Here is a 19,840-nt window from a genome sequence, read left to right as displayed (position 1 = left end):
TGAGAGCAGGTCAACCCAACGGAGATAAAAAAAGAAAATGGCTTCCCGCGGCGTCAACAAAGTGATCATTGTCGGCAATCTTGGCAACGACCCCGATACACGCTACATGCCCAGCGGCGACCCTGTTACCAACTTCTCAGTGGCGACCAGCGAGGTCTGGAACGACAAAAACACCGGCGAGCGGCAGGAGCGGACCGAGTGGCACCGGGTTGCGATCTTTGGCCGCACCGCGGAGGTCGCCAAACAATACCTGCGCAAGGGATCGAAGGTGTATATCGAGGGGAAACTCCGCACCCGCAAATGGCAAGGCCAGGATGGCCAGGACCGCTACACAACAGAGATCATCGTCGACATGAGCGGCAGCATGCAAATGCTTGACAGCCGCGCCGGCGGCGGTGCTGCCGAAGGGGATTCCGGCAGTGGCTGGCAAAGCGGAAGCGCAACCGGCGCACCAGCAGCCCAATCGCATGCGGAGGCGACCAACTCATACCCCAGCCAACCACCACCCCCTCACCAGCCGAGCCAACCCCAACAGGCCCCTAGCCAGAGTAACACCCCCCCGCCGGGCGATTTTGACCAACCCTTTGATGATGACATCCCGTTTTAAGCTAATCTCCGTCAGCGAGATACCAGCATCCAATGCGGGATGCACCCCATGTGGAGGCGAATGGATTCGCCGACACGCGATTGGCACAACGAACCAGCCTTTCACAAAGGTCGCCCACAGTCGCCGCCGAATGACGTTCATGCCCCAAGAACATCGGCCCCTGAACAGGCAGCCTCGCCAGATGACTTAATCGAGCGAATTTTCTTCGATGTACTCTCTGAAGTTTTTCATCGCAACCGCCCACCAGTCGACGGTATCTTCAAAATTCTCCGCGGTGACACCGTAGGTAATATTCACCGTGAATGCCAACCTGGGATCGCCCTCATCATCCATGGATGCCTTGCCGTAGCGCTGTTCCTGATTCCATTCGTTAATCTTCTCCAGTGACAGATTCGCACCGGACCAACCGGTTGAAAACTGAATATCCTTGCAATCCGCCCCCTCAGTACAGCCGTAAAAAAAGATGCCATACTTAACGCCATCAATACGGCCGCGAATCATGGGGTCACCAAGATCATCCTTTTCCAAAACGGCGTGCCCAAAACCTTGCGCGATTTTTAATATCGCCTCCAGTTGATTGGCATCAATGATGTCATCCGCATAAGTTGGACTCACAAAAAAAGCAACCGACAGCAGCAATGTTTGCGTGGCACGTCGAAAGACATGATTCCTCATAAGACACCCTCTAATTCCTACTAACAGTTCGCAAATTGTCAGCAGCTAAGCCTTACATCGCACAACCGCTTATGTCAAGCGCGACATCCCAACAGTGACTGGCGTCGCTGCTGTCTCAGTGCCACGGTCTGGAAGTTTGCCCCCGCGATCATTGGATCGACTGGGAACGGCGGCGATGCGGATGTCTCGGCATGGCCATAACCTGCCGAGCGATTTACACGTATCAAAGAATTGCATAGAATCGACTGGATACACGCGTGGGCCTGGCTGCCCAGCATACATCTTGCAACCCTTCAACCCACGGGCGAGCGCGGGCCTGATATATTTGATCACCTGATGATTGAAACATTGCAAGCTGGCAGCCACCCCCTGGTTGGCGAATGGCAATAAAGCCAGGCGGTCTTTTTCCCAATCACTCAAGGCATTCAGCGCTGCACGCAACCGCGAAACCGCGTTCAATCCCCTGACTGAATCGGTTACCCCATTATGTCAAGCCCATTGCGCCGCTCCTACTTGCAACTGCTTGCCCCTAACGGTGTGCCAATTCCGCTGGGCATGCAAGCGTTCATGTTAGGGATCGGGCTCGTCCTGAAAACGCGCGATGCTTTGATGTTGGCCATCATCTTGGTGGCACTCACCAGCCTAGTCGCGGCATTGGTGTCGTTTCGACGCGCGCAAAGGTTGCGCGATATCCTGCCCTCACGCATCGGTGCCGCCAAACAAGGCTATACACAACTGGAAGGCCAGGCGAGGCCACTGCCTGAGTCTCCACAGCTCTATACAAGTCGCTCCCAGACCCCCTGCGTCTGGTATCGCTACAAGATTAGATGCGGCAAACAGACCCTCGAATATACTGAGAGCGAGACGCCCTTTGTTCTCGATGATGGCACCGGACAGTGCATCATCGATCCGAGCGATGCGGATGTTCGCACGACGCACAAGGAATCCTGGCACATCGACGGTCGCTATTTCACCGAGTGGACGATCCTTGTAGGCGATCAACTGGATGCGCTAGGCGAATTCCGCACCTTTGGTGGTCCTGCCACGACGGCCGACATTCATGATGCGGTTTCGCGGATTTTGGCCGACTGGAAGCATGACATGCCGAACGTGCTGCGCCATTTTGATCGCGACGGCGATGGCCAACTCAACGAGCAGGAATGGACGCGGGTGCGCGAGGCCGCCGAGCGCAAGGCGAGAAAACAGCTGGATGCGTTGACCGACCAACCCGCGGTCAATCGTCTGATCAAACCGCGGGATGGTCGACCCTTTCTGATCAGCAATCAGTCGCGACAAGCCCTTGTCCGTGTGTATTGGTTCTGGGGGGCTGTCCAACTCTGCATTCTTATTGCCGCAATCGTCGGGCTCTTCGAATCGGGATGGCTGTTCGAGTGGGAAGAACGCATTCGACCTTACTTGGCGGAATGAGGTCGACCTCGGGACAATCGTGGCTGTCACATTGACCCGCGGACGCTCTTGGATACGCATGCCCGCGACCTAATGTCACCGAACACACCTAAAACCCTTAATGCAAGCCGCAAGGAACAATGATTAGTGAGCTTTCTCTGCTAAGCCAGTTTCCCGACGCCATCCTGAAGAAAAGCGCACACTGAGTTACCTCCTTCCATTTCAGGACCAAGCGCATGCCGATGAATCGCGTTCAATTCCAACCCGGGCTGTCACTGCCGAGCTTTCTCGCGCAATACGGCACCGAAGCGCAGTGCCAGCGTGCCTGGAGCAGGCGCTCTGGCCCGAGGGATTTCAGTGCCCTGAGCGCGGCCATGCCCATGCCTATATTCTCCGAGGCGGCAACCACAAACTCTTTCAATGCCAGGCCTGTCGCAAGCAGACCTCGCTGATCGCCGGCACCCTGTTTCACAGCACCCATCTGGCGCTGACGGTTTGGTTTCTGGCGATCTATTTGATCAGCCAGGCCAAGACCGGACTGTCCTCCTTGGCCCTGAAGCGCCAACTCGGTGTCAGTTATCGTGCGCCTGGCTGATCCAGCACAAGCTCATGCACGCACGGAGCGAACGTGACAGCGCCTATTCCCTAGCCGGGGATGTTCAAATCGATGATGTCTACCTGGGCGGAGAGTTGACCGGCGGCAAGGCCGGACGCGGCTCGGAGAACAAGGTGCCGTTTGTCGCGGCAGTATCGCTGACGCCAGAGGGGCATCCGCGGTTCGCGAAAATGACCCCGGTGCGCGGATTAACTCGCAAGGCCATTGCCGACTGGGCGGTGAGCAATCTGAGCCCTGGCTGTCTGGTCACCTCCGATGGGCTGGCGTGCTTTAACGGCGTCACCGATGCCGGCTGTCTGCACCATGCCATCGTGGTTGGCGGTCTCAAGCCCAAGGACCTTCCGGAGTTCAATTGGATCAATACCATCTGGGCAATCTCAAGACCAGCTTTGGTGGGGCCTATCATGCCTTTGATTTCAGCAAATACGCCAGCCGTTACTTGGCCACCTTCGCTTACCGGTTTAATCGCCGGTTCCATCTCGATACCATTCACAACCGCTTGCTCGTCGCAGCGGCCACAATCGGAGCACGATCTGAGCTGTGGCTTCGGGGTGCTGAGGAAGCTCACTAATCAGGATACGCTTTGACTCCTTGAACCAGCAGCGCATGCTCGACAGATCGATCAGGCAAAGGTCTGCAGGAAGAACGGAATAATCAGCGCGTTGGCAAGATCAATAAAAAAGGCGGATACCAGCGGCACGATGATGAAGGCGCGGTGAGAGGCCCCATAACGCTGGGTCACCGTGGCCATGTTAGCCATTGCTGTCGGTGTCGAGCCCAGGGTGACGCCGCCAAAGCCAGCGGCCACCACGGCGGCGTCGTAGTTGCGCCCGAGCAGGGGGAAGAGCACCAGGATGGTCACCATCACGGCCAGCGTGAACTGCGCGGCCAGGATAGTGAAAATGGGCGCTGCTAGATCGATCAGCGTCCACAGCTGCATGCTCATTAGCGACATGGCCAGAAAGGTGCCGAGCGCAACGTCGGCGATCAGCGCGATCGCCGGGGTGCGCGTCGGCCACCCGATGCCGAGTGCGCGATACAGCCGCGCCGGCACCAGATTGGTCAGCAGGATGCCGGCGAACAGGCAGGTCACGAACAGCGGCAGCTTGAGCCCGAGTTCGCCGATGATGCCATTTAGTACATAGCCGAGAATAATGGCGACATGGATGGCCAGCACGGCGGCGAGGAAGTCCATGTGTGTGATGCCAGCGGCCCGTTGGTGCTCGGAAAGACCGATTTCCTGGATGTCGTCGCGACTGTCTTTGTGGACGTTCTCGCCCGCCTCTGCCGGGGACGGTGTGAGACCATGGCGCATGATCAGAAAGCGCGCGATCGGACCGCCCATCAGACTCGCTAGGATCAGGCCAAAGGTGGCGCTGGCGATGCCAATCTCCATGGCATTGACGATGCCCTGTTGTTCGGCGATGGTCGGCGCCCACGCAATGGTGGTGCCATGACCGCCAATCAATGACACAGTGCCGCCCACCACCCCGACCGCTGCCGGTAGGTCGAACAGCCCCGCGACAGCGATGCCGGTCAGGTTTTGCGCGAACATAAAGCCAAGGGTGATCAGCAGCAGGATCACGAAGGGCCGGCCGCCAGCGAGCAGATCGGCTGCCCGTGCATTAATGCCAATGGTGGTGAAGAAGTAGACCAGCAGCACATCGCGAGCACGCAGCTCGAGTTCCACGACTAGGCCGAAGATCAGGTAAAACAAGGTGAAGAGCACGGAGAACAGGAGACCGCCGGTCACGGGGTCCGGGATGCTCAGATCCTGAAACAGGCGCACGCGGCTGTTGATGCGCTTGCCGACGAAGAGCACCAAAATGCCAATGGTGACCGCGAGGAAAGAATCGATTCGCAGCAGCCCCTCTTGCATTTCCATGTTTCACGTCTCGCGAAGCTGTTCGGCAACTTGTCTTTCCCGGCCAGTCTTTCCCGGCCAGTTATTTTTGGCCAGTTTTTACCAATATGTCTTCAGCAAGTAGATCCAGAGAGCGATCAAGCCGAAGGAGACGAGGAGTTGTGGCCACATCACCTTCAAGAACCCCTGCTCCTTGATCAAGCGTTGCTTTTTGACGTAGGCCTCGTGCTGGTCCCGTTGGAGATCCAGGAGCCACTTGTCGCCGGCGACGGCAATGTCCTCGCCCTCGACATGCAAGAACACGGTTGCCTTGGATGTGGCGACCCAGAAGATGAGGTAGAGCAGTCCTCCGAATAAGGGGAAGAGAAAAATCACGATCAAGAACAGCCACCAGGCGAAGGGACGGCGTCCGGTCAGGGATGCGGTGGTCTCCGTGGTGGTCACGGGCTCCCAACCATTGGCGACAAGCTCCGCGACGCGCTGACTTAAGTTCGATTTCATGCTGATGTCTCCCGGATTGGCGTGGGTATGAAGCAGTTCGGTGTATTGAATAGCCGCTTCAGGTGATTTCCAAAAAAAGACCGGTTCGCTGGTCGGGTCGAATGAATTTGCCCCGTGATTCTTTCGGCGCACCCAAGCGGGATGCTGATCCAAGATAGCCTTAACTGGTTCCACCATCAGGCTGAAGCGGGCAGGATCAATGATTTCGATCCCCCTCGCAAGTACCCCAGGGCAGCCATCCCAAGTCGACTCGCTACAGCCCCTGTAGCACGAGTAGAGAAGCCTTTGGCGTCAACTCATTCAAGTTACATTCGTATAATAGTGTTCTAAAATAACAAATTCTCGACCATCATTGAGGTTTTGAATGCATAAAAGGCAATTTAAATAAACAAGGAGTGACCTTTCATTCTTGCTGCCGCCTGCCCAGGTCGCGCCAAGGCGCCTGTCCATGCCCTGATTTCGCGCACAGTCAAAAGCTCTTGCTGCTCAGAAATCGTGCGGGAAAAGCTCAGTCCGGCGGTTCAGGCCGACTATGGCGATGGGCTTCTCGCTGATACCATGCCGGTGTCCCTAGCCCTCCTGTCATCCATCATTGGAGAGTCGCCCATGGCTGTCGCACCCTGGCCTCCGAAGAACCCCGCGCAACTCGGCGCGACCTTTAAAAAAATCGGCTGGATCGGTTTTATCACCCAGTTGGTTTTGCTCGCTATCCCGCTGATGCTCGCACTCTACATGGTTCTCGGGTTCTCGCCCGAGTCCCCTGCTCGCAAGGGCATCGATCTCAGCAACTATCTGTCCTATGGCAGCCTGATCGTCACCATTTTCACCGCGGTTTGGTTCTTCCGCTACCCACGGTTTGGCCGGCGCATTGCCGTTTCGGATCCTGCTCTAAGTGGTGGTGGGGTACTCAAGACCATCTGGATAGGCGTCTGGGCGAGTGCTATTGGTATCGTCTTTTCCATGCTGTTGCTGTTCGGGTCGGCTGGGCGCATGCTTTTCGTCATGCTCGCCAATCCGCAGACGGGTCTTAACATCTCCCCGCAAATCGGCACCAATCCCGGTCAGTTCATATCCGCGCTGGATGGCATTAGTCTGATCTCTTTGTTGATCCTGCTGACCGCCGAACTGGTGGTGCTCGGGCTGTCAATGTGGCTGCTCTACCGCACGGCTACGCCACAGACGAAATCGGCCACACAGCTGTAAGAGACAGAGGCGTGACATCACGGGCGTTCGCACCGCGTTAGCGGCCGATGGTGTCCCAGTGACCGCGCGTCCGTTGGTTCCCTTTGCCGCGCGGTCGGCATTGTTCTTCGCCTTCTGGCTCTTGCTATTGGAGCCAGATGCCTTGTCCCTCGCGGCAATGGGGGCTGATTGGGCTATCGTCTTGGCCGCTGCGTCAGCCGCCGCACTACTCAGTCTGAGGCTGCTCCCACCCGGACCTGGCGCTGTGCGACCCTGACCGCTACTCAAGTATGCCAGGCAGTTCATGACGCAATCCTTTGTTGCGGGGTCGTGTTGCCCGTCGCGCGCTTGATCCTCGTTCAGCGCCGCAATCCGGGCTCATCTCGCAATTCTCCTGACAGTGCTGCTTGGCCTGGTTCGCATCCTGCGTGGACCGGGCGGGTGGTTGGCGAGGTGGCGATCAGCGGCGCTGCCGAAGGCATGATCATCCCGGCGGCGGCGCTCATTCGGGCAGATGGGCAGCCCGCGGTCTGGGTGGTGGCTGTTGGGCGCGGCGACTAACGGTACCGCGCAATGAAGCCTTTGAACCTTTCCGAGTGGGCAATCAACCACCGATCGGTGGTGGTCTACCTGATGATTGTTGCCGTGGTGGCCGGCATCGGCGCTTTTCTCAAGCTCGGGCGCGCGGAGGGACCGGCCTTCACCATCCGCACCATGGTGGTGGCCGGCGTCTGGCCGGGCGCGACCCTTGAGGACACCCTCGATCAGGTCACCGAGCGCCACGAACGCACCCTGCAAGAAGCGCCCCATATGGAGACGTTGCGCAGCTTCACGCGCGCGGGGAGCATTTGACCCTGCCGGAGAACGCCTCCATCCACGCCACCGAGGCGGCGGTGGAACAGCTCAATGCCCTACTCGCCGAAGACCCTGACCTGGCGCACTGGAGCACCTATGTCGGCCAGGGCGCGATTCGCTTCTACCTGCCGCTTAACGTGCAGCTCCCCAATCCGTTCTACGCGCAGGCCGTGCTGGTGGCCAAGGTGCTTGGGCTGATTCCCGTCGCGCCGACGGTCTTTTGGGGACCCATGGCCTTCGCCATCATGTGCGGGCTCTCGATGGCGTCACTTCTCACGCTCATCGTGATTCCAACGCTCTACGTCACCTGGGAGTCGGTGATGGGCCATGATTTGTGCAAGGGATCTATCCAGTCCGCCGCTGGGGGCTGAGTGGATTGAACTCTTTGGGCAATCGTATCGCTGCCACCATCGTGGAGGTTGGCCATCTCTACCTCGGGCTCCTTGTCGCCGAGGCCTATTCATTGGCAAAGCCGATGCAAATTAGGGCCAATCCGCGCTAATCGGTGCTTTCAATGACCTTACGTAGTTCCGCCTCTTCATCCTTGGTGAGTGAGGTGCGCAGCACCTTGCCTTTACCCTGGAATGCCTGCAAGCCGTCCAGCAACTGGTCAGTGGAAGCCTTGCGCACGAGCACAAAAATCGCCGCGCAGCCGGGCTGAAAATGCGCGGCTAGATCCTTCATAAATTGATCATCGACGCCAATATCCGACAACTTGCCAGACAAGGCACCCGCCCCCGCCCCCACCGCGGCGCCAAGCAATGGATTTAAGAACAGCATGCCAATGAGCATGCCCCAGAATCCCCCGCCCACCGCGCCCATGGCGGTCAAACTCACCGCCTGGTGCAGTTTTACCTTGCCACGGTCATCCTTGGTGACAACCACCACATCCTCCATCTCGATGAGATATTCCTTTTGCATTTTCGCCAATGTCGCCCGCATTTCAAAGGCTGGCGCCGAGTCTTCAAAAGAGATTACGATCAGATCACTCATGTGTGTTTCCTCTCGCTCAACAATCTACACTTAAGTCAGTTCGCCCAATTCCCTGAATCATCGGCTTTCGCGCGCTCAGGGCATCCGAGTTAACAAACCAAACGAAATGATGATCACCTAATCATGCGCCCTTTCCTACCCGTCCGCGACCTCAGGTATCTTGACATCGCATCATGAAACCAGCCAATCAGTCCACCCGCGTGCCCGCCCCCTGCGCCGAGCGCGAACTCCTGCGTGGCGCGGATGATCTACTCGCCGATTTTGACCGCGCGGTCACCGTTTTTGATGAATTCGTGCATGGTTACCGCGCCCTGTTCGACCTGGGCCAGACCGTCACGGTCTTTGGCTCCGCGCGCTTTCCCGAATCACACCGCTTTTACCAACTCGCGCGCGAGGTCGGCGCCGCCCTCGCGCGGGCCGGCTTCACTGTCATGACCGGTGGTGGCCCCGGCGTGATGGAAGCAGCCAATCGCGGCGCCCGGGAGGCTGGGGGTTTAAGCATCGGCTGCAATATCTCACTGCCGCACGAACAGACCCCCAATCCCTACATCGACCGTCTGCTCACCTTCGATTATTTTTTTGTGCGCAAAGTCATGCTCATGAAGTATTCATGTGGATTTATCTTCATGCCCGGTGGCTTCGGCACCATGGACGAGGTCTTTGAGACGCTCACCTTGATGCAGACTGGCAAGATCCACCACTTTCCTTGTGTTGCCATCGGCACCGACTATTGGACGCCCTTGCGTGAATTCATTCTTGGAGCCATGCAGCGCGAGGGCACGGTGCGCGCGGAAGAATTCGATGTGATGCTGGTCGACTCGGTGGACAGTGCCATTTCGCACATCCAGCAGGCCATCGCCCCTGGCACGGACTCAGGCGCGCACCAGACCTGAACATCAGATGCGCTCAGATGCTGAAGACACCAGGAAGGCATCAGAGGCACCAAAGACGACAATGGCGCCTTTAGCGGACCAGCAGCACATCAACGATCAGCGGCACACTATCATAGCCCGAGCAGTCCGGACCACCCTCGCAAGAGGCAGCCTGGACCCGGGTTTGCTGATAAGACGACTGATAAAAAATGAATTTACTCACCTTTCAGCGCGCGCCTGTCTCGGTAGCTCGCGCTGATAAGATCATAGCAGCACAGATAACGACAGACTCGAACGCTCGCCACGCTCGACATTCACCGCCACATCGCGTCCGTAGCGGCGTAGTACCAAATTCAGTTGCTCCTTTCCGTAAACCAGCCCATCAATACGCAGCCAGTCGATGTAATCCGGCAGCCGCGGGTGGCGCAGGCGAATGTGGGGCGCCGCGGGCTCGAAGCTCAGGCCCAGCAGCGACTCCAGCAGCATGAACACCGCCCCGGCGGCCCAGGCCTGGGGCGCGCAGGCAACCGGGTACAGGGTCGGCGCCTGCCCGGGCAGCCGCTCGAAGCCGCAAAAGAGCTCCGGCAGCCGGTGCAGGTCGAAGAAAATCGCCGCGTTGAAAAGGCCGGTGAAGAGCGTCAGCGCCTCGTCCATGAAGCCATAGCGCGCCAAGCCGGCGGCGGCGATGGCGGTATCGTGCGGCCACACCGAGCCGTTGTGGTAGGACATGGGGTTGTAGCGCACCTCACCCGCGAACAGCGTGCGCGCGCCCCAGCCGTTGAAGCTTTGCGGGCTGACCAGACCGCGCGCCACCGCCGCCGCGCGCTCCGGCCGAACCGCCCCGCAGTAGAGCAGATGCGCCGGATTGGTGGTACGGACCTCGCAGCGGCAGCCGTGACCGTCGAGCGCCAGCGCATAGCCGCCGAGGGTGTCGCTCCAGAAGGCATCCTCGATGCGCGCGCGCAGTTGCCGCGCCTTTTCCCGCCAATGCTGCTGGCGTTCGGCGGGCAGCTCCAGGGCCGCGGCCAGCTCGGCGGCAAGCGCGAAGGCCTCGCTGGCATAGCCCTGCACCTCGCACAGGGCGATGGGCGGCTCGGCATCGCCGCCGTCGGCATGGAACACCGAGTCGTTGGAATCCTTCCAGCCCTGTTGCACCAAACCGCTATCGCCGTGGCGTGCATAGGTGAGAAAGCCGCGCTCATCCGCCGCCGTCTCCATCCAACCGAGCGCGCGCTCGATGGCGAGCCAGAGCGTGCGGATGAAGTCCAGGTCAGACGTGCGCCGGTAGTAGCGCCCGGCCAGTATCACGAACAGCGGGGTGGCGTCGACGGTGCCGTAGTAGCGGTCGAAGGGCACCTCGCCGAGCGCGGCCATCTCGCCCTGGCGCATCTCGTGCAGGATTTTGCCGGGCTCGGCCTCGCGGCTTAAGTCGGTATGATCGGCCTGGGTGGCGGCGAGAAAGCGCAGCACGCCGCGCGCCAGGTCGGGCTGCAGCCATAGGGTTTGCAGCGCGGTGATCAGCCCGTCGCGCCCGAAGGGGGTCGAGAACCAGGGCACGCCGGCGTAGGGGTAAGGCCCATGCTCGGTGGCGGTGACCAACATCTGCAGGTCCGCCAGCGAGCGGTTGATCCAATCGTTGAATTGCTCGTTGTCGCTGAAGATACCGGCACGCGCTTCCTGACTTGCGGCCAGCTTGCGGTCGATGGCGCGCACGGCAGCGGCGTGGCTGGGGGTACGGAAACCGGCCTGCGCATTGGCTCCGGAAATGCGCGCCTCGAGCCGCCGGGTCTCGCCGGGGGGGAGATCGAGCAGAAAGACAGCCTGCTGAGCGTCGAGCGTGAGCGGTTTGATGTCGAACTCGACCCGGGTGCGCCGGGTCGCGCCGTCGAGCCCGGTGTAACCCAGCACCATGGCTTGGGTTTCGCACACTGGCGCCAGCCGCTCGCCGCGCTGCTTGCGGCGCTCGCCGCGAACCTCGAACAGATCGCGGAAATCCGCACCGAAGCGATACTCAAGGCGCAGCTGCAGCGGCGCCCGCGCGTAGTTGGTGACCTTAAGCTCTTCGGTGAGCGCACAGGCCTCGGCGGCCAGTTCGCGGCGCAAATGCAGACTGCCCCGCGCCAGCCACAGACGATCATCGCGCCACAGGTCGGGCGCGGTCTGATCCACCACCAGGCGGCTGTTGTCCAGGCGCACGGTGGAATTGAGCAACAGGGGCTCGGCGCCGGCCACCAGCAATTGCCATTCCGACAGATGGCGGGTGCCGAGATAGTAAAAGCCTTGCTCGCCGAGGCCCACCCGGCCAATCTCCCCGTGGCGGCTGAAGACGGCGAAGCCGTCGTCGGACTTGAGCACCCGAGTGCGGTCGTCCGCGCGCGAGGAGGTGGCCGGGATGTACCAACGATGGTCGATTTCGATCGCGTCACGCATGGCAGTACCCCAACTCAGGCATCAGTCGGCCAGATCGGGCCGCTCTTGCTCGAACAAAGGCTGGCGCTCCCCGCGCGCGCCTGCCCCGACAGCGAACCTCGGCAAGCGAATCTCGTGCGAAGCCTGATTTGGAGCCGGGTGCGGAGTCTGGCGGGGAATCGGGCGCGGTGTGTGACGCGGCGCATCGGTGGCCGGCTCGCTCTGGGCCAGCAGCAGGCGGTGGTAGAACTCGACATAGCCCTCGGCCATGCGCTCGGAGGAGAAGCGGCGCTCGAAATAGGCGCGGCAGACGCCACGGTCGACGGCATCGATACGCTCCACGGCCACCACCGCCTGCGTGGGCGAATCCACCACATAGCCGCTGACGCCGTCCTGCATCACCTCTGGCACCGAGCCGAGGCGATAGGCAATCACCGGGGTACCGCAGGCCATGGCCTCGATCATCACCAGGCCGAAGGGTTCGGGCCAGGCGATGGGGAACAAGAGCGCGCGGGCGCCACCAAGGAGTTCGTTCTTGCCGCGCTCGTCGACCTCGCCGACGAACTCGATCAGCGGATGGGACAGATGCGGCTTGATGCGGGCGTCGAAATACTCAAGGTCCACCACATCGACCTTGGCCGCCATCTTGAGCGGCATGCCGGCGGCAAGCGCGATCTGTATCGCCGTCTCCGGCCCCTTCTCCGGCGACATGCGCCCGAGGAAGGCCAGATAATCGCCGCCACGCGGATTGAAATCGTACAGTGCGGCTGGCACACCGTTGTAGACGGTTCCCAGCCAGCGCGGGGCCGAGCCCAGGGGCGCGCGCTGATGATCGGCGATGGAGACCACCGGCATGTCGCGGAACTCATTGAAGACAGGCTTGAGATCAGGCAGATCCAGACGCCCGTGCAAGGTGGTGAGCTGCGGCTCGGGACGCTCGCGCCATAGCGGAAAGTGCATGAAATCCGTATGGAAATGCAGGATATCGAAGTTCCCCGCCTCGCGCGCCACCTGGCCGAGCTGCAACAGATGCCAGGCCATGGGATCGCGACGCTCCTTGGACAAACGCAGCGCCTCTGGGACAATGGCGCGCAGCTCTGCGCTGGTGTCTGAGTCGCCACTGGCGAACAGGGTCACGTCATGGCCCTGACTCACCAAGGCTTCGGTCAGATAATGCACCACGCGCTCGGTGCCGCCATAGGTTCTAGGCGGTACACTCTCATGCAGGGGGGCGATTTGAGCGATTTTCATATCGGGAACCTCCAAATCGATCAGAAACAAGGGACTCCACGCGCACCTCAAATCGCGGGAGCCTAAAAATTATGGCAACGCTGCGCTCACAACATGCGCCGGACGCTGAGCGCCGGCGAGGACGCACAGGCGGCTTGTTCGGCAAATTCCATGCCGGAAGCCAAGGTAGGGATCGGAACCGAGATTTTTCAAGTCCCCAAGTTGAGAAACGGGGACAGCGGGGACATACCACATTTCTTTCTCTTAGCGGTTAGGTCGCGGATAACCCATTGCCGGAACCGCCAGCACTGCTCACTTCGAACCCCATCAGATTGCGGCTATGGTGTCGAGCAACAGCGATTTGCCAAAGCGACGTGGGCGGGAGAGAAAGGAATACTTGCCCTGCGCGATCAGCCTAAGAGCATGGGCGGTCTTGTCCACATAATAATGACCCTCCTCGCGAATCTAACGGAAGGTAGAGATGCAGACGGGGAGTTTCTTAGGCTGCATGGAGCCATCATAGCACTGGAACGAGTCATGATCGGCAAGACGTCGACGCCCATAGACGCGCGATTGCTGCCAGACCGTAGTCAGTTAGCCCCCTCATTTTTGACGAGACAATTCGGGGCGGAGTTAGCATGATCTGCCCCCCCATTGAATGCCGCTCCCCACTGACGCGACGCCCCCTCTGGCATGCTGCAATGCTCTGGCGGATAGCCCGCAAGCTTGGTGGCACCAGCGCCATTGTTCCAACCTGCCGGTCTCAGCAGTTCGGCGGCCTCGGCAGTTCGGCTTGTTTTTATCCTCGCTGCGCTCGATTTTTCGGCTAGCATGCCAGATATGACCAAGCGCGGAAGGTCCTAGCGGTCGTTTTTATCCTCTACCTGCTTTTATCCCTGACTCCCGCTACCCGCTGCATCTGGCTTTGGAGGCTATGCACCGCGCCAAGACTGCCAGCACAAACTGCATCCGTCGAGCCAATTCCTGGCAACCATCAGAATGAGCCAATCCAAACCCTTTCAGCTTGAATGCCCCTTTCAGCCGGCCGGTGATCAGCCCGCTGCCATCCGCGCGCTGACCGAGGGGTTGCGCGACGGCGAGGCCGGTATGACGCTGCTCGGCGTGACCGGCTCGGGCAAGACCTTCAGCATCGCCAATGTGATTGCCGAACTGCAGCGCCCGGCGCTGGTCCTGGCGCCGAACAAGACGCTTGCCGCCCAGCTTTATGGGGAGATGAAGGACTTTTTTCCGCACAACGCGGTGGAGTATTTCGTCTCCTACTATGATTATTACCAGCCGGAAGCCTATGTGCCGGCCACCGATACCTATATCGAAAAGGACGCCTCGATTAACGAGCATATCGAGCAGATGCGCCTGTCGGCCACCAAGGCACTGCTCGAACGCCCGGATGTCATTATTGTCGCCACTGTCTCATCCATCTATGGCCTGGGTGATCCTCAGGCCTATCTAAAAATGGTGCTGCATCTCTCGCGCGGGGATCTGGTCGATCAGCGCGCCATTTTGCGCCAGCTTGCCGCGCTGCAATATCGCCGCAATGAGATTGAACTGGCGCGTGGCAGCTACCGAGTGCGCGGCGACATTATCGATATCTACCCGGCGGAGTCCGAGGACGAGGCGCTGCGGGTGGCGCTGTTCGATGATGAGATTGAAGAATTGTCCCTGTTCGATCCCTTAACCGGCGAGGTGCGGCGCAAGGTGCCGCGCTTCACGGTCTTTCCTAAAACCCACTATGCTACCCCACGCGAGGTGGTACTCAATGCCATTGAGCAGATCAAGGTTGAACTGCGCGAGCGCCTGAACTGGCTGCACGATAACAACAAGCTGATTGAGGCCCAGCGTCTGGAGCAGCGCACTATTCATGATCTGGAAATGATGCAGGAAGTCGGCTACTGCTCCGGTATCGAGAACTACTCGCGCTATCTGTCCGGACGCGGCCCCGGCGAACCGCCGCCGACCCTGTTCGACTACCTGCCGACCAATGCCATGGTGGTGATTGATGAGAGCCATGTCACCGTACCGCAACTCGGCGGCATGTACCGGGGGGATCGCTCGCGCAAGGAGAACCTGGTCGAGTATGGCTTTCGCCTGCCCTCGGCACTGGATAACCGCCCGCTGCGCTTCGAGGAGTTCCAGGCGCGTCAGCCGCAGACTATCTATGTCTCCGCCACCCCGCGCGACTATGAGATCGAGCACTCCGGCGCCGTGATTGAGCAAGTAGTGCGCCCGACCGGCCTGGTGGACCCGGAAGTGGAAGTGCGCCCGGCGCTGAGTCAGGTCGATGATCTGCTCTCGGAGATTCATCTGCGCGTTGCCGCCAACGAACGGGTGCTGGCCACCACACTGACCAAGCGCATGGCGGAGGATCTGACGGATTATCTGTCTGATCATGGGGTGAAGGTGCGCTATCTGCACTCGGATATCGACACCGTCGAGCGGGTGGAGATCATCCGCGATCTGCGCCTGGGCGAGTTCGACGTGCTGGTCGGCATCAACCTGCTGCGCGAGGGGCTAGACATGCCCGAAGTTTCGCTGGTCGCCATTCTGGATGCCGACAAGGAAGGCTTTCTGCGCTCGACTGGCTCGCTAATCCAGACCATCGGACGCGCCGCGCGCAACGTCCAAGGCAAGGCGATTCTCTATGCCGACAAGATCACTCAGTCGATGGCCCGCGCGATCGAGGAAACCGAGCGCCGCCGCGCCAAGCAAATCGCGCACAATGAGGAACAGGGGATCACACCCCAGACCATCCGCAAGGCAGTGGCCGAGATACTCGAGGGCGCTCGCGTTCCTGGAGCGCCCGCACCCGTGCGGCGCGCCAATCGCGATGGCCAGGATGCCACCGCCGAGGAGCATTTAACCCCGGCGCAGCTCAGCAAAAAAATCAAAACCCTGGAAAAACAAATGAATCGCCACGCCCGGGAATTGGAATTCGAGCAGGCGGCTGCGGTCCGCGATCAACTCAAGGCGCTCAAGTCGCGGGTACTGACGGCGGCGTGACTGAGCCTGCTGCCTGTGAGGCAGGGGAACCCTCGGCCCCAGGAGCGCTCTCGTCCGAGCCAGAGGGTGCGACACTCGGGGGTTCTTCATTGGAAGGCTGGGCACTCGAAGTCTGATCACTCGAGGTCTGGGCACTTACTGGCTGGGCACTTGCTGGCTGGACATTCTGGGACTCGCTACCAGAGGGTTGTGCATTGCCGGAGGCCTCTAAGGTTTCTTGAGTCCCTGCAGCGCCTGATGCATCAGATGGCTGATCGCCGGTTGAGCGCGTTGCGCGGCGACCCGTCGTTTCTTCTTCCGAACCACGGCTGCTGGGGCTGCTGGCCGCTTCGGAATCACCACTGCTGGCCGGCGGCGGAAGATCCTCCCCACGCAATGCCGCGATCTCGGCATCAAGCGCGCCGAGCGGATCGCCATCCCGACGCGCCTGCGCCGCGGCACGCGCCGCGCGCGCCTCGCCCTGCTGGGCTTTGACCCGTTCGGCATAATTGCCGTAGCTTGGGCCCTGAGAGCCGATCACTGTTACCCGGGTTCCCGCGTCGACCTGCTTGAAAAGCCGGTCAGCGAGCTGCGACGGCATGCGAATACAACCATGGGACGCCGGACTGCCTGGTCTGGGGATAGGACCGGCGTGCATGCCGATGCCATCATAGGTCATGCGCATGAAATGCGGCATTTTGGCGCCAACAAAGCGCCCGCCAGAGGGGACGGCATCGCTCCCGGCACGCGCATTGCGCTTAACGAGTTTTCCGTTACCGTCATAAATCCGGCCGTAAAGATTGGAGCGTTTGTTCACCACCTTCTCAAGGATCGAGAACTCACCCGTTGGCGTGCGATGACTGGACACGCCAGTGGCCACAGTACTCCAACCCACCAGCTCCTTACCGTCAAAGAAGCGTGCCTGCTGGGTGTCGGTGTCGATCACAATGCGACTCACGCGACGGCCGTCGCCATGCCACTCGAACATCTTGCCCACCGCCGCGGCCTCCTGCGGTTGCGGGATATCGCCGTTGGGTGGCGGCCAGGGCAGCGGCGCGTCCTCTGCCTCGGGGTCGGTGGTGGCAGTGGCTGCGCTCTGTTCCGCGCTCTGCTCAGGCTCGGCATCGGGAGCCTTCTGCTGCGCACGCTCTGGCAGGCTCTGGGTGCAGCCGCTCAGGAGCGCACTGAGCAGACAAAGCCGCAGCACGTCGAGCAGCAGGCTCTTGCGATCGAATCCAATAGATGCGATTGCGGCAGAGCCGATCGCCACAGAGTGCGGCCTCCGAGTGGTCATGGCCGTTAGGTTGTTCATCCGTCAATCACCCCAAACCTGATCGCTGCAAGAGCAGCCAAAAATCAAACACCAGCGGGGCTTCACGTTACCCCGTTCATGCTTGCGAAATCAAAACAAATTTCCGCATCCTTGCGGTCTCCTTTCAGACGCACTCAAGTACTCATCAGAGGCGCTCAAGCATCCGCGACTCAGGGATCCGGGTCGATCTCCTTGAAGGCGTCACGCATCGCCTCGATCAGAAGCCGATTAGCGCGTTGTTCGTCTAGTTCCGGGACTTCCCAAGCCATGATGCGGGAATATTTTTTCACCAAATGGCGCAGGTCGAGCAGGAGTTCATGACGATAGCGCGACATTTCAATCTGTTCCAGCTCGGCCATCGGCGGATCTCCCCATTCATCCCGCGTTCATCCCGCATTCATCCCAAGGCTCAACGCGTGCGACCCCTTGACCACCCGCAGTGGGTCCGGAATAGCCCATACCCGATATGTCGGTGCATTGTGCTGCAAATGACCGCGCTCCGCCATCGCTTTGCCGTCAGTCCAAACAGGTACGGAAGACGTCAAGATGAAAAATCGGTAATGTGCGGGAAAAGCCGCGTTAAGGCGACTACCATGACAATCCTGCCAAAAGCAAACCAATACAAGTGACAATGCAGGCCATGAACACTATGACTCAGATGCGATTCTGCTTAACAACTGGCTTTACAACTGGTCTTACCTCAGGCCTTGCCTCAGGTCTTGGCGCAGCCAGGCCGCGAGCTGTCCGCACCGGCTGCAACTCGAGCCTTGCCAAACATCCACGCCCGTCGAACAAGGCGGTAACACTCGCCAAGGACCACCGTGCCGAACTGACAACAGCGGCTTTCCTGATGCTCGGTCTCCTTGTAATGGCCTTGATCGCCCCCGGCCCGGTGCGCGCGGCAGCGGAGTCGGAAGCAGTGATGCGCACCACCATGCCACCACCGGTCACCATGGCAGCGCCCAGTTTTGCGGACATTGTCGAACAGGTGGTCGATGCAGTGGTGAACATTAGCGTTGAACAATCAGTCCGCGGAGGTCACTCTGGCGCTTCCGGTCTCCCGCCCGTTCTGCCACCCGGACTGCCCGAAGACTCTCCGCTGTCGGAGTTTTTCCGCCGCTTTCATGCCGAGCCCGGCTTCTCCATGCCGCGCGAAGGGGAAGGTTCCGGCTTTATCATCGACCCAGCGGGCTATATCGTCACCAACAATCACGTGGTCGAGGGTGCCGAGCGCATCCGGGTCACTTTGAACAACGCCGATGAATACCAGGCAACCTTGATTGGCCGCGACCCCAAGACCGATCTGGCGCTGATTAAGATCGAGCCACAAACACCTTTGACCGCGGTTCAGCTTGGCAGTGCCGCGGGTGCCCGGGTCGGCGACTGGGTGCTGGCGGTGGGCAATCCCTTCGGGCTTGGTGGCTCGGTCAGCGCCGGGATTATCTCGGCGCGCGGACGCGACATCAACTCCGGCCCCTATGATGATTATCTGCAAATCGACGCGCCTATCAATCGCGGCAATTCGGGCGGGCCATTGTTCGACGCCAGCGGTCGGGTGATTGGGGTCAACACCGCCATTTTCTCCCCGAGCGGCGGCAACATCGGCATTGGCTTCGCCATCCCGGCCGAGACGGTGTCGAGCATCGTCGCGGATTTGCGCACCAAGGGCCATGTGGATCGCGGCTGGCTGGGCGTGCAAATCCAACCTGTCACCGATGAAGTCGCCTCCAGCCTTGGCTTGCCGGACCGCAAGGGTGTGCTGGTGACCGACGTCCTGCCCGAGGGCCCGGCCGCGGCCGCGGGCCTGCGCAACGGGGACGTGATACTGGGCGTATCCGGCCAACCCATGGAAGACTATCGGGATCTCACCCGCCTGATTGCCAGCCTGGAGGCTGGCACGAAGGCGCGGGTTGAACTGATGCGGGGCGGCAAAGACCTGACCCTGCCCGTGACCATTGGTCAGATGCCGGGCGATGGCCAACTCGCGGCCAGCAGCCCGAACAACGGCAGCGACCAGGCACGCCTGGGCGTGTATCTGACGCCAATCACGCCCGAGGGTCGGCGTCAGTACAACTTGCGCGCGGACACCACGGGCGTCCTGGTCGCGGAGGTCGAGCCGAACGGCCCGGCGGCTCGCGCCGGCATTCGCGCCGGCACCGTGATTTCAATGGTTGGGCAGCAACAGGTGAGCACTCCAGAGCAGGTCGTCGGCCTGATTCGCGATGTGGCCGCTCAGGGCCGCCCGTCAGTGTTGCTGCGCGTTGAACAGGACGGCCAGCAGCGCTTTGTACCCGTGCCTTTTCAGGGCTGACCCCTTCAG

The 19,840-nt window shown here is 60.4% G+C and carries 17 protein-coding genes and 1 pseudogene; 9 read left to right on the top strand and 9 right to left on the bottom strand.

Going from position 1 to position 19,840, the window contains the following annotated elements:
* Positions 1-37 precede the first annotated feature (37 nt).
* The gene (gene ssb / locus Thiowin_RS08060) at positions 38-607 is read left to right on the top strand and encodes a single-stranded DNA-binding protein (RefSeq protein ID WP_328987227.1); all 570 of its coding nucleotides are present in this window, start codon (positions 38-40) and stop codon (positions 605-607) included.
* Between the two features lie 186 nt (positions 608-793).
* On the opposite strand, the gene Thiowin_RS08055 is transcribed toward ssb, so the two are convergent.
* Positions 794-1,282 (bottom strand): YbjN domain-containing protein, encoded by a 489-nt coding sequence (locus tag Thiowin_RS08055; protein WP_328987226.1) that lies wholly within the window; start codon positions 1,280-1,282, stop codon positions 794-796.
* 609 nt (positions 1,283-1,891) lie between these two features.
* Between Thiowin_RS08055 and Thiowin_RS08050 the strand changes: the two genes are divergently transcribed.
* Together Thiowin_RS08050 and Thiowin_RS25560 are read left to right on the top strand one after the other, a co-directional pair.
* Entirely contained in the window at positions 1,892-2,710 is an 819-nt protein-coding gene (locus tag Thiowin_RS08050) for a hypothetical protein (RefSeq protein WP_328987225.1), read from the top strand.
* A gap of 215 nt (positions 2,711-2,925) precedes the next feature.
* Positions 2,926-3,876: pseudogene (locus Thiowin_RS25560) on the top strand (IS1595 family transposase).
* Positions 3,877-3,927: 51 nt separating this feature from the next.
* Here Thiowin_RS25560 and gltS read toward each other — a convergent pair.
* Together gltS and Thiowin_RS08035 are read right to left on the bottom strand one after the other, a co-directional pair.
* Complete coding sequence (gltS, locus tag Thiowin_RS08040; RefSeq protein ID WP_328987224.1) at positions 3,928-5,190, bottom strand: sodium/glutamate symporter; 1,263 nt, start codon at positions 5,188-5,190, stop codon at positions 3,928-3,930.
* A 78-nt stretch (positions 5,191-5,268) separates the two neighbouring features.
* The gene (locus tag Thiowin_RS08035; RefSeq protein WP_328987223.1) at positions 5,269-5,823 is read right to left on the bottom strand and encodes a hypothetical protein; all 555 of its coding nucleotides are present in this window, start codon (positions 5,821-5,823) and stop codon (positions 5,269-5,271) included.
* 453 nt (positions 5,824-6,276) lie between these two features.
* Between Thiowin_RS08035 and Thiowin_RS08030 the strand changes: the two genes are divergently transcribed.
* The 3 genes from Thiowin_RS08030 to Thiowin_RS08020 all read left to right on the top strand — a co-directional run bounded on the left by Thiowin_RS08030 (position 6,277) and on the right by Thiowin_RS08020 (position 8,078).
* A complete protein-coding gene (locus Thiowin_RS08030) occupies positions 6,277-6,873 on the top strand; it encodes a DUF3611 family protein (protein ID WP_328987222.1) in 597 nt (198 codons plus the stop codon).
* 552 nt (positions 6,874-7,425) lie between these two features.
* The gene (locus tag Thiowin_RS08025; RefSeq protein ID WP_328987221.1) at positions 7,426-7,704 is read left to right on the top strand and encodes an efflux RND transporter permease subunit; all 279 of its coding nucleotides are present in this window, start codon (positions 7,426-7,428) and stop codon (positions 7,702-7,704) included.
* Positions 7,701-8,078, top strand: a complete 378-nt coding sequence (locus tag Thiowin_RS08020; protein WP_328987220.1) for a hypothetical protein — start codon at positions 7,701-7,703, stop codon at positions 8,076-8,078. Before Thiowin_RS08025 ends, Thiowin_RS08020 begins: the two co-directional genes overlap by 4 nt.
* A gap of 127 nt (positions 8,079-8,205) precedes the next feature.
* Here Thiowin_RS08020 and Thiowin_RS08015 read toward each other — a convergent pair whose 3' ends face one another.
* Positions 8,206-8,700 carry a DUF1269 domain-containing protein gene (locus tag Thiowin_RS08015; protein ID WP_328987219.1) on the bottom strand — a complete coding sequence of 165 codons (495 nt, stop codon included), beginning with the start codon at positions 8,698-8,700 and terminating at the stop codon, positions 8,206-8,208.
* Between the two features lie 173 nt (positions 8,701-8,873).
* On the opposite strand from Thiowin_RS08015, the gene Thiowin_RS08010 reads away from it, so the two are divergent.
* Positions 8,874-9,593, top strand: coding sequence for an LOG family protein (locus Thiowin_RS08010; protein ID WP_328987218.1), 720 nt, complete (start codon positions 8,874-8,876; stop codon positions 9,591-9,593).
* A gap of 243 nt (positions 9,594-9,836) precedes the next feature.
* Here Thiowin_RS08010 and Thiowin_RS08005 read toward each other — a convergent pair whose 3' ends face one another.
* From Thiowin_RS08005 to Thiowin_RS07995, 3 genes are all read right to left on the bottom strand, one after another.
* On the bottom strand, positions 9,837-12,002 hold the full coding sequence (locus Thiowin_RS08005) for an amylo-alpha-1,6-glucosidase (RefSeq protein WP_328987217.1): 2,166 nt from the start codon (positions 12,000-12,002) through the stop codon (positions 9,837-9,839).
* Between the two features lie 21 nt (positions 12,003-12,023).
* Positions 12,024-13,232, bottom strand: a complete 1,209-nt coding sequence (locus tag Thiowin_RS08000; protein ID WP_328987216.1) for a glycosyltransferase family 4 protein — start codon at positions 13,230-13,232, stop codon at positions 12,024-12,026.
* Between the two features lie 306 nt (positions 13,233-13,538).
* Entirely contained in the window at positions 13,539-13,652 is a 114-nt protein-coding gene (locus Thiowin_RS07995) for an AAA family ATPase (protein WP_408034179.1), read from the bottom strand.
* 558 nt (positions 13,653-14,210) lie between these two features.
* Here Thiowin_RS07995 and uvrB point away from each other — a divergent pair.
* Positions 14,211-16,229 carry an excinuclease ABC subunit UvrB gene (uvrB, locus tag Thiowin_RS07990; RefSeq protein ID WP_328987215.1) on the top strand — a complete coding sequence of 673 codons (2,019 nt, stop codon included), beginning with the start codon at positions 14,211-14,213 and terminating at the stop codon, positions 16,227-16,229.
* On the opposite strand, the gene Thiowin_RS07985 is transcribed toward uvrB, so the two are convergent.
* A complete protein-coding gene (locus Thiowin_RS07985; RefSeq protein WP_328987213.1) occupies positions 16,201-17,478 on the bottom strand; it encodes a L,D-transpeptidase in 1,278 nt (425 codons plus the stop codon). The two genes, uvrB and Thiowin_RS07985, sit on opposite strands and share 29 nt — an antisense overlap.
* A gap of 212 nt (positions 17,479-17,690) precedes the next feature.
* Positions 17,691-17,879 carry a hypothetical protein gene (locus Thiowin_RS07980; RefSeq protein ID WP_328987212.1) on the bottom strand — a complete coding sequence of 63 codons (189 nt, stop codon included), beginning with the start codon at positions 17,877-17,879 and terminating at the stop codon, positions 17,691-17,693.
* 491 nt (positions 17,880-18,370) lie between these two features.
* On the opposite strand from Thiowin_RS07980, the gene Thiowin_RS07975 reads away from it, so the two are divergent.
* Positions 18,371-19,831, top strand: a complete 1,461-nt coding sequence (locus Thiowin_RS07975) for a Do family serine endopeptidase (RefSeq protein WP_328987211.1) — start codon at positions 18,371-18,373, stop codon at positions 19,829-19,831.
* Positions 19,832-19,840: the final 9 nt, after the last annotated feature.

This window comes from Thiorhodovibrio winogradskyi (genome assembly GCF_036208045.1).
Taxonomy (GTDB): domain Bacteria; phylum Pseudomonadota; class Gammaproteobacteria; order Chromatiales; family Chromatiaceae; genus Thiorhodovibrio; species Thiorhodovibrio winogradskyi.
Note: the sequence above shows the minus strand (reverse complement) of the source record. Positions and strands in the feature narration are given on the sequence as shown.

Bases quoted from the DNA above. Each gene is read 5' to 3' on its own strand.
- ssb (WP_328987227.1), top strand. From the start codon at position 38: ATGGCTTCCCGCGGCGTCAACAAAGTGATCATTGTCGGCAATCTTGGC.
- Thiowin_RS08055 (WP_328987226.1), bottom strand. From the start codon at position 1,282: ATGAGGAATCATGTCTTTCGACGTGCCACGCAAACATTGCTGCTGTCG.
- Thiowin_RS08050 (WP_328987225.1), top strand. From the start codon at position 1,892: ATGTTGGCCATCATCTTGGTGGCACTCACCAGCCTAGTCGCGGCATTG.
- gltS (WP_328987224.1), bottom strand. From the start codon at position 5,190: ATGGAAATGCAAGAGGGGCTGCTGCGAATCGATTCTTTCCTCGCGGTC.
- Thiowin_RS08030 (WP_328987222.1), top strand. From the start codon at position 6,277: ATGGCTGTCGCACCCTGGCCTCCGAAGAACCCCGCGCAACTCGGCGCG.
- Thiowin_RS08025 (WP_328987221.1), top strand. From the start codon at position 7,426: ATGAAGCCTTTGAACCTTTCCGAGTGGGCAATCAACCACCGATCGGTG.
- Thiowin_RS08015 (WP_328987219.1), bottom strand. From the start codon at position 8,700: ATGAGTGATCTGATCGTAATCTCTTTTGAAGACTCGGCGCCAGCCTTT.
- Thiowin_RS08010 (WP_328987218.1), top strand. From the start codon at position 8,874: ATGAAACCAGCCAATCAGTCCACCCGCGTGCCCGCCCCCTGCGCCGAG.
- Thiowin_RS08005 (WP_328987217.1), bottom strand. From the start codon at position 12,002: ATGCGTGACGCGATCGAAATCGACCATCGTTGGTACATCCCGGCCACC.
- Thiowin_RS08000 (WP_328987216.1), bottom strand. From the start codon at position 13,232: ATGAAAATCGCTCAAATCGCCCCCCTGCATGAGAGTGTACCGCCTAGA.
- uvrB (WP_328987215.1), top strand. From the start codon at position 14,211: ATGAGCCAATCCAAACCCTTTCAGCTTGAATGCCCCTTTCAGCCGGCC.
- Thiowin_RS07980 (WP_328987212.1), bottom strand. From the start codon at position 17,879: ATGGCCGAGCTGGAACAGATTGAAATGTCGCGCTATCGTCATGAACTC.
- Thiowin_RS07975 (WP_328987211.1), top strand. From the start codon at position 18,371: ATGCTCGGTCTCCTTGTAATGGCCTTGATCGCCCCCGGCCCGGTGCGC.